The sequence below is a fragment of the Duganella sacchari genome (assembly GCF_900143065.1).
In the GTDB taxonomy this organism is placed as follows: Bacteria; Pseudomonadota; Gammaproteobacteria; order Burkholderiales; family Burkholderiaceae_D; genus Rugamonas; species Rugamonas sacchari.
The window spans coordinates 42,019-54,153 of the sequence record NZ_FRCX01000014.1 but is presented as its reverse complement, the minus strand read 5'-3'; the positions used below and the strand labels follow the sequence as shown (position 1 = coordinate 54,153).

The window sequence follows — 12,135 nt, the reverse complement described above, 5'->3', positions numbered from 1 at the left end:
GGCAAACGCCGGCAATCGCGCCAGGCCCGCTCAATATTCCACATCATAATCGCAATGTGCAGCCGGATTGGGAGCAGTGACGCAACCAGCTGCTTGTGACGGCATGAGCAATTCCGGCGGAACTGGACAGAGATCGGGCGAGCCCTTCATCAACACGCCACGTGCATAGACGCATTGAGACATATCCCGCAGGGCCGGATCAGCAGACCAGCGGCGTAGCGGGTCGCCGTTGAGCACCTCCACCAGCCAGGCAAGCCGTGGCGGCTGGCTGGCAGTAGTCCAGAACACGGCCTGGCAACCGGAGTAGTGCGCGTCGATGTCTTTGGCCCGTGGCCAGACCTGCACCAGATAGCCATGCCCGCTTTCCTCCCCAGCACCAGCTGGCGGCATCAACAGTTCGCAGTTCTTTCCTGCTGGCTTGCCGGTGCGCTGCGCTAGCCTGGCTTCTTCGGTACTGCCAGCGGTAGCGTTCACGGCATACCAGCACAGCATGGCAATGAAGAACAGTGACGCGGTTCGTAATCTCATGGTGTCTCTCTAGCTGACATGGTTGAACGGCGCGACGACGTCAACCAGTTGTTGCCGTACCCAGACATGGGCCGGGTCCCGGTGGACGCGTTCGTGCCAGATCATCGCCGGCGACAGGGGCGCTAGCTGTAGCGGCACCTCCAGCATCGCAAGCGGAAGCTGCTGCGCGAGCAATCGCGCCAGGCGGCCTGGCAAGGTCAGGATCATGTCACTATCGGCCACCAGCATCGCCCCCGCAAGGAAGTGCGGCACGCGCACAGCGACATGGCGCGTTCGTCCCTGCGCCGACAGCGCGACATCGACCGCACTCTCGCCGACGCCGGAAATGGTCACGGCGACATGACGCAAGCCCACATAACGCTCCAGACCCAGCCCGCCCGCCACACAGGCATGACCGGACCTGACCACACAGACCAGGTCATCGTCGTATAAGCCACGGCGATGGAGGCTGCCGGGAAGGGTGTTGAAAATCCCCAGCGCCAGGTCTGCGCCGCCCTGCTCGATCAGCCGCACATTGTCGCCGGCAGGTTGCGCGATATGAAGGCTCAGCGCCGGCGCCTGGCGCTCGAAGCGGGCGATCAAACCGGCAAGCACCGTCAGGCTAAGGTGGTCATGCGCGGCAATCGTGAAACGCCCCTTTGCCGCAGCGGGATCGAACACCGCCGGCGAAACGATGCCGCGGACCTCCTCCAGCAATCTGGCCACCGGCCCGGCCAGCATCTCGCCGCGCGGCGTCAGTTCCAGACCAAGCTTGCCGCGAACCAGCAGGCGATCTCCCAGCATCGCGCGCAACCGCCCCAATGCGCGGCTAGCGGCCGGCTGGCTCAGGCCCAGGCGCAACCCCGCCTGGGTGACGCTGCGTTCCCGAACCAGGGCTTCAAACAGTTTCAACAGATTGAGGTCGAGGTTAGATAAATCCACTTGGTGCATGTTGACTATGACTTTCATGCCATTGGTGTATATCCGACAATCATGCACCATTCAGTTTCATCTGAATAGGAGATTTTTATATGACTGTTTCCCTTCCCTACGTCGTCTTCGGCGTGACCGGCCGCACCGGCGCCGCTGCCGCCGATGCGCTGTTACGCGCCGGCCAGCCCGTGCGTGTCGTGGTGCGCGATCCCGCCAAGGGCCAGCCTTGGGCTGAGCGCGGCGCCCAGGTCGCCGTGGCCGACCTGACGGACCTGGCCGCGATGACCAGTGCGCTCAGCCAGGCCCGGGGTGCTTACGTCGTCAGCCCGCAGCACTATCAGCGTGAAGACCTGTTCGCGCTGGCCGGCGTGATTGCCGATATCACCGCACGCGCCGCGCTGGCAGCGCAGATACCCCGGCTGGTCGCGCTATCCTCGATCGGCGCCGACCGCGCAAGCGGAACGGGCTGGATCGGGATGAACCGGATGTTCGAACAGCGCTTGGGCGATACGGGCATCCCCACGGTCTTCCTGCGCGCGGCTTATTTCATGGAGAACTGGACGCCGCTGGTCGGCGCGGCCGTGGACAACGGCACCTTGCCGACATTCTTGTCACCACCACAGCATCCGTTGCCGATGGTGGCAACTGCGGACGTCGGCAGGATTGCGGCGGCCTTGCTGCAAGAAGAAAGCACGAATACCAGCATCGTCACGCTCTCGGGGCCGGAAGACTATGCGCCGGGCGATGTCGCCGCCATCATTGCCGCCACGCTCGGGAAACGGGTAGACGTGGCAGTTGTACCGGAAGCAGCCTGGCCGCAGGCGCTGGCCGCTGCCGGTTTCTCAGCAGCCGCACTGGCCGGTTTCATCGAAATGACCCGCAGCCTCAACTCTGCGCACATCGACATCAAGAGCGATCCCCGCGCGGTAGAGCGGGCAGGAACAACGCCGCTGAAACATGTCATCGCCGAACTGGCCCGGCATTAAAAGAGGTCAAACTTTCTCAGCCGGGAATTCCCGGCCAAGGGCATAGGCAAGGCCAACGACGCCCCGCCTGACAGTTTCGCCAGACGGGGCAACGCTGCCGTATCAGCCCTTCTGCGTAGCGATCCACTCGTCCACGACTTTTTCCAGCACGGACAGCGGGACGTTGCCGGTTTCCAGGACGGTGTTGTGGAAGGCCTTGATGTTGAACTTGTCGCCCAGCGCTTTCTGCGCTTTGGCACGCAGCTCCAGAATGCGCATCATGCCGATCTTGTAGGCACAGGCCTGGCCAGGCATCACCACATAACGGTCCACTTCCGCCGGTGGAATGCCGTAATCGATGCCTTGCTGGCGCGTCCACTTCATCGCGTGCAGGCCGGTGTCCACCACCAGGCGGCGTGCGCGGAACAGTTCCGCATCCAGCTGGCCCAGACGGCCGACGACGTCATTGCCGTACCAGCCATTCTCCGCTGCCAGCTGTTCGGCATACAGCGCCCACCCTTCGCCATACGCGGAGCCGACGCCAAACACGCGGTCGCGGCGATAGCGCGGCAGGCCGGCATTTTCCTGCTGCAGCGCGACCTGGAAGTGGTGGCCCGGCACACCTTCGTGATACACCAGCGTACGCATGCCGACGATGCGGAAATCCGGCCCCGGCAGCGGCGCCCAGAAGATGCCCGGACGTGTGCCATCCTTGGCCGGTCCCGTGTAGTGGGCCGCCGCCGTCTTCTCGGTGAACAGCGGTTCGCGCTTCACCACCACCGGCGCTTTCGGCACGATGTCGAACAGGTCTTTGGCGCGCGCCTCCGCATCGCGCAGAATCTCGTCATAGCGTGCCAGCAGTTGTGGGCGCGGGTCCGCTTCCTTCGGCTGCTGGTCCTGCTCCAGCTTGGCCATGCGGTCCTTGATGCTGCCGTCGGTATAACCGATGGACACCAGCAGGCCATGCATCTCCTTCTCGATGCGCGCCACTTCCTGCTGGCCGATCTCGTGGATCTGCTGCGGCGTGTAATCGGTCGATGTCATCTGGCGCAGCATCACGGCATACGCCTTGTCGCCATTCGGCAGGCGCCACAGGCCCGCATCGTTATTCGTGCGCGGCAGCTGCTCCTGCAACAGCGTGCGCGTACGCTGGAACACCGGAATGATGGATTGCTTGACGATGGCCGTCGCCTCGGCAGCAAATTTGGCCTGGTCTTCCGCCGGCACATCCTTCACGCTGCCCATGCGCTGCACCAGCGAGGCCACAAACACATTGTTTTCCGGCGTGCCGTCCAGGAAGCGGTCCAGCTGGCCGATGGAGGCCTGCGTGATAAAGGTCGGCATCAGAATGCCCTTGCCTGCGGCGCCGCGCGCCTGCACGATGCCGGTATCCATCTTGCCGGCGACGGCTTTCAGGCGCACCAGGTAGTTTTCGATATCGCGGCGATTGCGTATCGGATGCTGCTGCGACAGGAAGTTCACGATCTGCACATGCAGGCCGGTGAACTGGTTGAACACAAAGTTATAGTCACGGTAGGCATACGCATCGACCGTGCCCTGCAAACTCCAGGCGATGGTGGCAGCGCTGGCGCGCTGCTGCGGCGTCAGTTTGGCTTGATTGATTTTGTCCAGCTCCACCAGCGATTTTTTGGCGCTGGCCACTTCCGCCGCGCGGAACACCACCGTGTTCGGCGTCAGCTTGCGGTCCAGCGCATCCTGCTCTTTGGCGTCGAAGTACTGCTTCTGCGTGGCCTGTTCAGGATCGCTGCGCACCTTGGCGTTGGCGACCTTGTCGGCCCAATCATCAAAGCTTACCGCCTGCGCGGCCAGGGAAAACGATGCGCTAATCACCAGCGCCATGAATCTAATTGAAGTTTGCATTGCTTGGGCCTCTCTATAAAAAGACCCGACGAGTGTAGCCCACTCAAGCCTGCTTCTCAACACCGGCGTCATCGACTGCGGTGCGATTGCGGCCTCCCTGTTTGGCGCGGTACAAGGCACGGTCGGCGCGGCTGACCCAGCGTTCGTGACTGGCTTCGTCCTCGCGCGCAATCGCCACGCCCAGGCTGATCTGCATGTTGAAGCTATCCTCTTCATGCACCACGGGCGATGCGGCCACCTCCACGCGCAGACGTTCGGCAAACGCAAACGCGCCCTGCTGGTCCGTGTCGGGCAGCACAATCAGGAATTCCTCGCCGCCATAGCGCGCGGCAAAATCCACCTGCCGCATCACGGACTGAATCACCGCTGACAGCCGGCGCAAGGCGGCATCGCCGGCCGGATGGCCATACTGGTCGTTGATCTGTTTGAAGTGGTCGATATCCAGCAGCACCATGGCCGCATGGCGGCGCGTGCGGCGGGTGCGCTGCCACTCTGCCGACAGACGCCGGTCGGCTGCGCGGCGATTGAGCAAACCAGTCAGCGCATCGGTGGTCGCCAGCGTCTGCAACTCTGCGTTTGCGCGGTGCAGTTCGGCCAGCAGATGGTCCTGGGTTTTCTGCCAGTGTACAAACAGCTGGTAGCCGAAGAAGGCCATGAACAGCACAATCGCCACAAACACCCAGTAGAAAATCCACATGGTCTGGCGCATCGCCTCCTTGTCCACCTGTCCTTCGGCCAGGCCGATGGTGACGAAGCCATAGAACAGCACCCCCAGCGCCACCGACGCCAGGAGTCCCAGCAGCGACTGGCGCGAGCGTGTATGCGTGTCGCGCATGAGTTGCGGATGCGCGGACAGCCAGCGCTCGGCGCGTGGCCACAGCAGCGCCATCAACGGCCCGACGATCAACACGCTTTGCAAAAAGGCGCCCAGCCACCAGCCCTGCCAGATCGGCAGCAAGGCCGCACGTTCAAAGTGATTGGTATAACTCCAGATCAGCGCCCCGCTTGAGCTGAACACGCATGCGACAAACGACTGCTGCACATAAAACAGCAGCGCGTTCAGCGCACGCAGATCGCGCCGCATGGCAATCGCCTGGTAGCCGATCACCAGGATCGCAAAGCCCAGCGGATTGGCCAGCGCAAACAGCAGTGCCCACGGCAGCGGCATGCCGGCATAGACGGCCAGCGAGAAAGTGGCGCAGTAAGCGGGAATCGCACCCCACCACCAGCCCAGCGTGAGCGTGAGCAGCAGACAAATCAGCAGCGGCGGATAAATCGTGAGGTAGACGGTGACGCCGCCAAAAGCAATCGGTAGGCCGGACCAGCGCCAGATCACCATGCCCACACCGAGCGCGGCGCACAGCATGAGCAAGACCAGCCAGCCGCCAAACAGGCAGATTTTCTGGCGGCGGCTGCCTTCGCGCCACAGGCGCCAGGGCGACAATTCCCGATAGGCGGGCGGCCCTTGAGCGTCAGTTTTGGACAAAATGTTCCCCTCGATTTGTGACCATTATACAAATGAAATCAAAAATAATTGCATAAGCACTTATGCATCGTGTTACATTTAAATCATGAGACAAGGACTGGGAACCCAATTGCGCCACCTGATCGACCTGCTCGACGGCGCCGTCGGCGCGGCCTACGAGGACGCCGGCCTCGCCTATCGTCCGCGCTACACGCCCGTGATGCGGGCGCTGGAAAGCGGCGAGCCGCGCACCATCGGCCAGATCGCCGAAGCGGCCGGCATCACCCAGCCGGCCGCCACGCAAACCGTCGCGCTGATGCTCAGGGAAGGCTTGCTGGACGCCTCGCCCGGCGTACGCGATGCGCGCCAGAAGCTGGTCCGCCTGAGCGCCCACGGCGAACACCTGCTGCCGCAGCTGCGCCAGTGCTGGCAAGCCACACGCGCAGCGGCGGATAGCCTGGACCGGGACCTGCCCTACCCGCTCTCAGAGGCGCTGGCCCAGGCCATCGCCGCACTGCAAACTGAATCTTTTGGTGAGCGCATCCGCACTGCGCGCGCCGCAACCAACAGCAACAAGGAGACGTCATGAGCATCGCCCAGCAGATCGTGTCACCTGTCCCGACTTTCCGCGCCCGCCTGTTCAGCCATCCGGTGGTGCGTATCGTGCTTGGCGTGGTTGCCGTCATGCTGCCCATGATGCTGACGTTGATGCTGTCCGAAATCGTGCCCAAGCCTGAACGCGTGGTGTGGCCATTCCTGCTGGCGGCCACCATGAGCATGGCCGGCTACCGCCTGTTCACGCAGCGTCTGGAAAAGCGCGCAGCGACCGAGCTGGCATCCGCCGGCGCGACGCGTGAAGCGGCACGCGGCGTGGCAATCGGCGCGGCGCTGGGTCTGGGCGTGGCGGGCGTACTAGCCGCAGCTGGTGCGTTCACCGTGACTGGCAGCAGCGCCGACTGGGTATTCCTGCTGAAATCCCTGCCCGAGCAAATCATGGTGGCCTGCTTTGAAGAGCTGCTGTTCCGCGCAGTGCTGTTCCGCATCGTCGAACAGCGCTGGGGCACGCGCACCGCACTGGTGGTGTCCTTCCTGGCCTTCGCGCTGGCGCATATGCAGAATGAGCACGTCAGCGTGCTGGCGATCCTGATTACCGGCGTGGCTGGCCTGACGCTGAGCGCCTGCTATCTGCAAACGCGCCGCATCTGGCTGTCCATCGGCGTGCACTTCGGCTGGAACTTCCTGTATGACGGCTTTTTCTCCGTGCCTGTTTCAGGCCATGCGGCGCGCGGCTGGCTGCAAGTGTCGCTGCCCGGCCCGGAATGGCTGACGGGCGGCGCCTACGGTGTCGAGGGCTCGGTGGTGACGCTGGTGCTGTGGGCCGCTGCTGCCGTGTTCCTGCTACGCCGCACGGCCAGCCGTTAAGCAGCGCTACGGTGCTGGGCCAGCGCCCATTCCACATGCTCGCGCACCAGTTCTGACGGATGTTCGCGGCGCGCTGCCAGCGCCGCAACAATCGCCGCATCGCCTTTGGCGCCAGCCGCTGCTGCATTGCCCAGGCCCACCGCAATATTGCGCAGCCAGCGTTCATGGCCGATGCGGCGTATCGGACTGCCCTCCATCTTGCGGTTGAATTCCTCGTCAGTCCACGCAAACAGTTCCACCATCGACGCCTGGCCCAGGCCATGGCGCTCATCAAAGTCCGGCAGCACGGCCGGCTGGGCGAACTTGTTCCATGGGCAGGCGGTCTGGCAGTCGTCACAGCCGTACACGCGGTTGCCGATCAGCGGCCGCATCTCCAGCGGAATGGCGTTTTTCAGTTCGATGGTCAGGTAGGAAATGCAGCGCCGCGCATCCAGCCTGCCCGGCCCGAGGATGGCTTGCGTCGGACAAGCCATGATGCACGACGAGCACTGGCCGCAGTGGGCGCCGGTCGGCTCATCGATCGGCAGCGGCAGATCGACCAGGAACTCGCCCATGAAAAACATCGACCCGGCAGTCCGCGACAGCAGCAAGGTATGCTTGCCGCGCCAGCCCAGCCCCGCCTTTTCCGCCAGCGGCAGTTCCATCACCGGCGCCGAATCGGTGAACACGCGGTAGCCGAATTCGCCGATCTCCGCTTTTACCTTGTCGGCCAGCTGCTGCAGCCGTGCGCGCAGCACCTTGTGATAGTCGCGGCCGCGTGCGTACACGGAGATCACGGCCGCATCCGGATCGGCCAGCCGGGCCGCCTCGCGCGCGCGCCAGTCGTGTTCACCGCTGGTTTGCGTGTCCCTCGGCAGATAGTTCATGCGGGCGCTGACCACGCGGACGGTGCCCGGCACCAGCTCAGCAGGACGGGCGCGCAGCATGCCGTGGCTGGCCATATAGTCCATTTCGCCGTGCATGCCCGCGTCCAGCCAGGCCTGCAGGCCAGCTTCGGCGTGACTCAGGTCGACGTCGGTGATGCGGATTTCGGCAAAGCCCAGCGCCACACCCCAGCGCTTGATGCTGAGGGCAAGTTCGGCTAAATTGGTTTCAGACAGGGACATCTCGGCGTAGCTAGCGGTTAAAATGGCTGGCGATCCAACCAACATGACATTTTAATTGATGCAGCACTTCACAGCCCATCTCCACGACGAAGAAGGTACCGCCGCCCTTGGCGCCGCGCTGGCGCGCGCCATGCTGCCCGGCCTGGCGATTCACCTGCACGGCGACCTGGGCGCCGGCAAAACCGCCCTCACACGCGCGCTGCTGCACGCGGCGGGCCATAACGGCACCGTCAAAAGCCCGACTTACACGCTGTCGGAACCCTACAGCATCCAGCTCGACGGCCGTGCCGTCGGCGTGATCCACTTCGACCTGTACCGCATGGGCAGTCCCGAAGAATTCCTCGACGCGGGCTTCCGCGAGGACTTCAACGGCGACAACATCTGTATCGTCGAATGGCCTGAAAAGGCCGAAGGTGTGCTGCCGCCGCCTGATCTGAACGTGTTTTTGACTGTGGCCGGTCACGGCCGTGATGTAGAATTGCAGGCGTCTACCGCCTTGGGTAACTCATGCCTTCAACGCCTCAAATTCGCTCCCAACATGTGAGCCGCCGCACCGTCCTGAAGGCCGGCGCCACCCTGCTGCTTTCCGTCGTTGCCCCGCTGCGCGCCTACGCTGCGCAAATTCTGGCGGTGCGCGTCTGGCCGGCCGAGGACTACACCCGCGTCACGCTGGAAAACGATACCGACCTCAAAGCCACGCACTTCATCGTCAAGGACCCGGAGCGCATGGTGGTCGACATCGAAGGCCTGGAACTGAACCCGACGCTGAAAAGCCTGGTCGCCAAGATCCAGTCCAACGACCCGTACATCAAGCAGGTGCGCGTGGGCCAGAACCGGCCGAACGTGGTGCGGCTGGTGTTCGACCTCAAGGAAGAGGTCAAACCGCAGGTGTTCACGTTGCCGCCGGCCGGCAACTACAAGCACCGCCTGATCTTTGACCTGTATCCCGTCAAGGCCGCCGATCCGATCGCCGCCATGATCGAAAAGGGCGACTGGTCCAGCGACGACAAGACCGCAGCCGCCACGCCAGCGCCGCCACCGAAAGAACAGCTGGAACAGCTCAAGCCCGACCTTAAGGCCGAACCGCGCGAGGAGCTCAAGAGCGAACTCAAAACCGCCGAAGCCCAGACCCGGGCCGCTGAAAAGGTCGACAAGAACGGCAAGCTGGTACGCATGATTACCATTGCGCTGGACCCCGGCCATGGCGGCGAGGACCCGGGCGCGTCCGGCAAGAACGGCAGCCGCGAGAAGGATATCGTGCTGTCCATCGCCAAGCGCCTCAAGGCCAGGCTGGAGGACATTCCGAATATGCGCGTGATGCTGACGCGTGATGGCGACTACTTCGTCCCGCTCGGCACGCGCGTGGAAAAAGCCCGCAAGGTGCAGGCGGATTTGTTCGTCTCCATTCACGCGGACGCCTTCGTGCAGCCAAGCGCACGCGGTTCATCCGTGTTCGTGCTGTCGGAAAAAGGCGCGACCTCCTCGGCCGCGCGCTGGCTGGCGGACAAGGAAAACCTGGCCGACACTATCGGCGGCGTCAACGTCAAAAGCCACGACAAGCAGCTGGCCAGCGTGCTGTTCGACCTCTCCACCACCGCGCAGATCAATGACAGCATGAAGCTGGGACGCTCGGTGCTGGGCGAGATCGGCGGCATCAACCGCCTGCACAAAGGCTCGGTCGAGCAGGCCGGCTTTGCGGTGCTGAAGGCGCCGGACATTCCGTCGATCCTGATCGAGACGGCCTTCATCTCCAATCCGGAAGAAGAAGCCAAGCTGCTCGACGAGAGCTACCAGAACAAGCTGGCCGATGCCATTGTCACCGGCATCCGCCGCTACTTCGCAAAGAATCCACCGCTGGCAAAGAACCGGCTCACTTAACATGGAAGAGACATGGCTGTAGTCACCAACACCGCATACGGCGCCCTGCCAGCCGTTCACCTGATCGCCGCCGATGGCGCGCAGATCACCGTGTCGCTGTTTGGCGCACACCTGCTGTCCTGGAAAACCGGGGATGGCAAGGAGCGCCTGTTCGTCAGTTCGCAAACCCCGCTGGACGGCAGCAAGGCCATACGCGGCGGTGTGCCGGTGATCTTCCCGCAGTTTAATGTCCGTGGTCCCGGTCTGCGCCACGGCTTCGCGCGCGTCAGCACCTGGCGCCTGGCCGGCAGCGGCGGCGACGGCGGCAGCTCCTATCTGGAATTCGCACTGGCGCCAGGCGACCTGTCGCCCGAGCACCAGCAAGCCTGGCCGCACGCGTTTGCATTGAGCTTACGTTTTACGCTGCACGGCGACGCGCTGGAGATCGACTACACCGTGCGCAACACGGGCGAACAGGCTTTCCCGTTTGGCGTGGCGCTGCACACCTACTACGACGTCGGCCATCTGGACGCGACCAGCATCAGCGGCCTGCAGCACCAGCAGTACACCGACCATCACCTGAACACGCGCACGCAGGAGTATCCCGCGCTGCATTTCACCGAGAAGCATGACCGGCTGTACCAGTCCACGCCGGCCGTCACGCTCAATACGGCCGACGCCACGCTGCGCCTGGAGCAGCAGGGTTTCAGTGAGTGGGTGGTATGGAATCCGGGCCAGGCCGATGCGGCGGCGCTGGTGGACCTGGCGGATGAAGAATATCAGCGCTTCGTTTGCATCGAGCCGGCGCGCATCGACCAGCAGCCGCTGGCAGCCGGCGCCACCTGGGCCGGCAAACACAAGATCGCGCTTTAATTCGACTCTTTGATGATGCGGCCGGAGCCCGGCTGCGTCGGACGCGCGTTGAGCGGATACAGGCGGCTGAATAGCGCCATCTGCGCCGGCGAGGCCTGCACCGGCTCCTTCATCACCAGCCACAGTACGCCTTCGGTGCACGGCGGCGTGGTCAGCGACCCCATATACGTGAAGTAGTCGCGGCGTGCCGGCAGCAGCTCCATCGGGTCCAGCAGCGACGACGGCGCGGCCGTGTCGTACTTCTCCAGCGGCAGGTTGTTCCACACCGTCTGGATCACCGGCTGCGACTTGCCGCGCTCCAGCAGCAGCGCCAGCACCGCCAGACGGCCTTCGCCATCCTTGTGCACCAGGTGCATCACCATTTCATAGCCCTTGCCGTTGACGCGCTCCTCCGACGGCCGGTGGAAGTGGAACTGGATCAGCTCATACATGCGGTTGCCCACCGTGATGAAGTTGCCGCTGCCGACCATCACCTGCACCGTACGGCCGTTGTCCGTCACATTGAACGAGGATGGGTGGTAGTCAAACGTAATCTGCTCCAGATCCACCTTCATGCCGTCGCGAATATCGATCGGCGACTGGCGGTTGCCGGTGCCGCACTTGGCCCAGGCCGGATTGATCTTGCCCCAGTTGGCGGGGCCGGTTTCACCTTCGTACGACCAGACATTGCTGTACACCTTGGGCTTGGCCGCTTCCACCGCAGCTTTGCTTGCCGCATCCTTCTTGGCCTTGGCCGCCGCTGCCGCACGGGCCTGCTGGTTGGCGCGCATGATGGCCAGCCGCTCCTGAATCCGCGCCGACAGGTCGGCTTCGGCCTGCGCCTCACGTTCGCGTTCACTGAGCTTGCGGCTTGATCCCGAGGATGAGGACGCGCTGCCGGACGACGAGGACGACGCGCCCGACGAACCACCCGGCGCCGATTTCGTCGATGGCGAAATCAACGGATCGTTTGCGCCACTGGCTGCGGAAATCACGCAGCAGCAGGCAATCAGAGGGAGGACAAAAGAGCGCATGGGTATCCAGAATTGACAATTACAGTCTGGTATACGGATGCTTTTGGGAAAAACTTGAGAGGAGACGGCCGCGCGAGGTCAAGAAATTTCAAAATAAACACGCTGCTGCGGCC

12 protein-coding genes are annotated in these 12,135 nt (G+C 63.5%); 6 read left to right on the top strand and 6 right to left on the bottom strand.

Annotation, left to right across the window (positions count from 1 at the left end; translation table 11 throughout):
* Positions 1-30: 30 nt before the first annotated feature.
* Entirely contained in the window at positions 31-528 is a 498-nt protein-coding gene (locus BUA36_RS25120) for a hypothetical protein (protein ID WP_139260688.1), read from the bottom strand.
* 9 nt (positions 529-537) lie between these two features.
* Complete coding sequence (locus BUA36_RS25115; protein ID WP_229255805.1) at positions 538-1,476, bottom strand: LysR family transcriptional regulator; 939 nt, start codon at positions 1,474-1,476, stop codon at positions 538-540.
* 62 nt (positions 1,477-1,538) lie between these two features.
* Between BUA36_RS25115 and BUA36_RS25110 the strand changes: the two genes are divergently transcribed.
* Positions 1,539-2,426: an NmrA family NAD(P)-binding protein gene (locus BUA36_RS25110; protein WP_072788664.1), complete on the top strand. Its 888-nt coding sequence runs from the start codon at positions 1,539-1,541 to the stop codon at positions 2,424-2,426.
* Positions 2,427-2,528: 102 nt separating this feature from the next.
* Here BUA36_RS25110 and BUA36_RS25105 read toward each other — a convergent pair whose 3' ends face one another.
* Both BUA36_RS25105 and BUA36_RS25100 read right to left on the bottom strand, forming a co-directional pair.
* Positions 2,529-4,286: a DUF885 domain-containing protein gene (locus BUA36_RS25105; RefSeq protein ID WP_072788661.1), complete on the bottom strand. Its 1,758-nt coding sequence runs from the start codon at positions 4,284-4,286 to the stop codon at positions 2,529-2,531.
* Between the two features lie 43 nt (positions 4,287-4,329).
* Complete coding sequence (locus BUA36_RS25100; RefSeq protein ID WP_229255804.1) at positions 4,330-5,772, bottom strand: sensor domain-containing diguanylate cyclase; 1,443 nt, start codon at positions 5,770-5,772, stop codon at positions 4,330-4,332.
* An 85-nt stretch (positions 5,773-5,857) separates the two neighbouring features.
* Here BUA36_RS25100 and BUA36_RS25095 point away from each other — a divergent pair, with 85 nt between their 5' ends.
* Both BUA36_RS25095 and BUA36_RS25090 read left to right on the top strand, forming a co-directional pair.
* A complete protein-coding gene (locus tag BUA36_RS25095; protein ID WP_072788657.1) occupies positions 5,858-6,340 on the top strand; it encodes a MarR family winged helix-turn-helix transcriptional regulator in 483 nt (160 codons plus the stop codon).
* Positions 6,337-7,173 carry a CPBP family intramembrane glutamic endopeptidase gene (locus BUA36_RS25090; RefSeq protein ID WP_072788655.1) on the top strand — a complete coding sequence of 279 codons (837 nt, stop codon included), beginning with the start codon at positions 6,337-6,339 and terminating at the stop codon, positions 7,171-7,173. The genes BUA36_RS25095 and BUA36_RS25090 overlap by 4 nt, the downstream gene beginning before the upstream one ends.
* Here the strand turns inward: BUA36_RS25090 and queG are convergent.
* Positions 7,170-8,279 (bottom strand): tRNA epoxyqueuosine(34) reductase QueG, encoded by a 1,110-nt coding sequence (queG, locus tag BUA36_RS25085; protein WP_072788653.1) that lies wholly within the window; start codon positions 8,277-8,279, stop codon positions 7,170-7,172. The two genes, BUA36_RS25090 and queG, sit on opposite strands and share 4 nt — an antisense overlap.
* A 58-nt stretch (positions 8,280-8,337) precedes the next feature.
* Here queG and tsaE point away from each other — a divergent pair, with 58 nt between their 5' ends.
* From tsaE to BUA36_RS25070, 3 genes are read left to right on the top strand one after another with little or no spacing between them, the layout of a single operon-like run.
* A complete protein-coding gene (tsaE, locus tag BUA36_RS25080) occupies positions 8,338-8,823 on the top strand; it encodes a tRNA (adenosine(37)-N6)-threonylcarbamoyltransferase complex ATPase subunit type 1 TsaE (RefSeq protein WP_072788651.1) in 486 nt (161 codons plus the stop codon).
* Positions 8,787-10,157, top strand: coding sequence for an N-acetylmuramoyl-L-alanine amidase (locus tag BUA36_RS25075; RefSeq protein WP_072788648.1), 1,371 nt, complete (start codon positions 8,787-8,789; stop codon positions 10,155-10,157). The genes tsaE and BUA36_RS25075 overlap by 37 nt, the downstream gene beginning before the upstream one ends.
* A gap of 12 nt (positions 10,158-10,169) precedes the next feature.
* Positions 10,170-11,009, top strand: a complete 840-nt coding sequence (locus tag BUA36_RS25070) for a D-hexose-6-phosphate mutarotase (RefSeq protein ID WP_072788646.1) — start codon at positions 10,170-10,172, stop codon at positions 11,007-11,009.
* Here BUA36_RS25070 and BUA36_RS25065 read toward each other — a convergent pair.
* A complete protein-coding gene (locus tag BUA36_RS25065) occupies positions 11,006-12,022 on the bottom strand; it encodes a carbonic anhydrase (RefSeq protein ID WP_072788644.1) in 1,017 nt (338 codons plus the stop codon). The genes BUA36_RS25070 and BUA36_RS25065 overlap by 4 nt on opposite strands.
* Positions 12,023-12,135: the final 113 nt, after the last annotated feature.

Coding starts and splice junctions, on each gene's coding strand:
- BUA36_RS25120 (WP_139260688.1), bottom strand. CDS start 528: ATGAGATTACGAACCGCGTCACTGTTCTTCATTGCCATGCTGTGCTGG.
- BUA36_RS25115 (WP_229255805.1), bottom strand. CDS start 1,476: ATGAAAGTCATAGTCAACATGCACCAAGTGGATTTATCTAACCTCGAC.
- BUA36_RS25110 (WP_072788664.1), top strand. CDS start 1,539: ATGACTGTTTCCCTTCCCTACGTCGTCTTCGGCGTGACCGGCCGCACC.
- BUA36_RS25105 (WP_072788661.1), bottom strand. CDS start 4,286: ATGCAAACTTCAATTAGATTCATGGCGCTGGTGATTAGCGCATCGTTT.
- BUA36_RS25095 (WP_072788657.1), top strand. CDS start 5,858: ATGAGACAAGGACTGGGAACCCAATTGCGCCACCTGATCGACCTGCTC.
- BUA36_RS25090 (WP_072788655.1), top strand. CDS start 6,337: ATGAGCATCGCCCAGCAGATCGTGTCACCTGTCCCGACTTTCCGCGCC.
- queG (WP_072788653.1), bottom strand. CDS start 8,279: ATGTCCCTGTCTGAAACCAATTTAGCCGAACTTGCCCTCAGCATCAAG.
- tsaE (WP_072788651.1), top strand. CDS start 8,338: ATGCAGCACTTCACAGCCCATCTCCACGACGAAGAAGGTACCGCCGCC.
- BUA36_RS25075 (WP_072788648.1), top strand. CDS start 8,787: ATGCCTTCAACGCCTCAAATTCGCTCCCAACATGTGAGCCGCCGCACC.
- BUA36_RS25070 (WP_072788646.1), top strand. CDS start 10,170: ATGGCTGTAGTCACCAACACCGCATACGGCGCCCTGCCAGCCGTTCAC.
- BUA36_RS25065 (WP_072788644.1), bottom strand. CDS start 12,022: ATGCGCTCTTTTGTCCTCCCTCTGATTGCCTGCTGCTGCGTGATTTCC.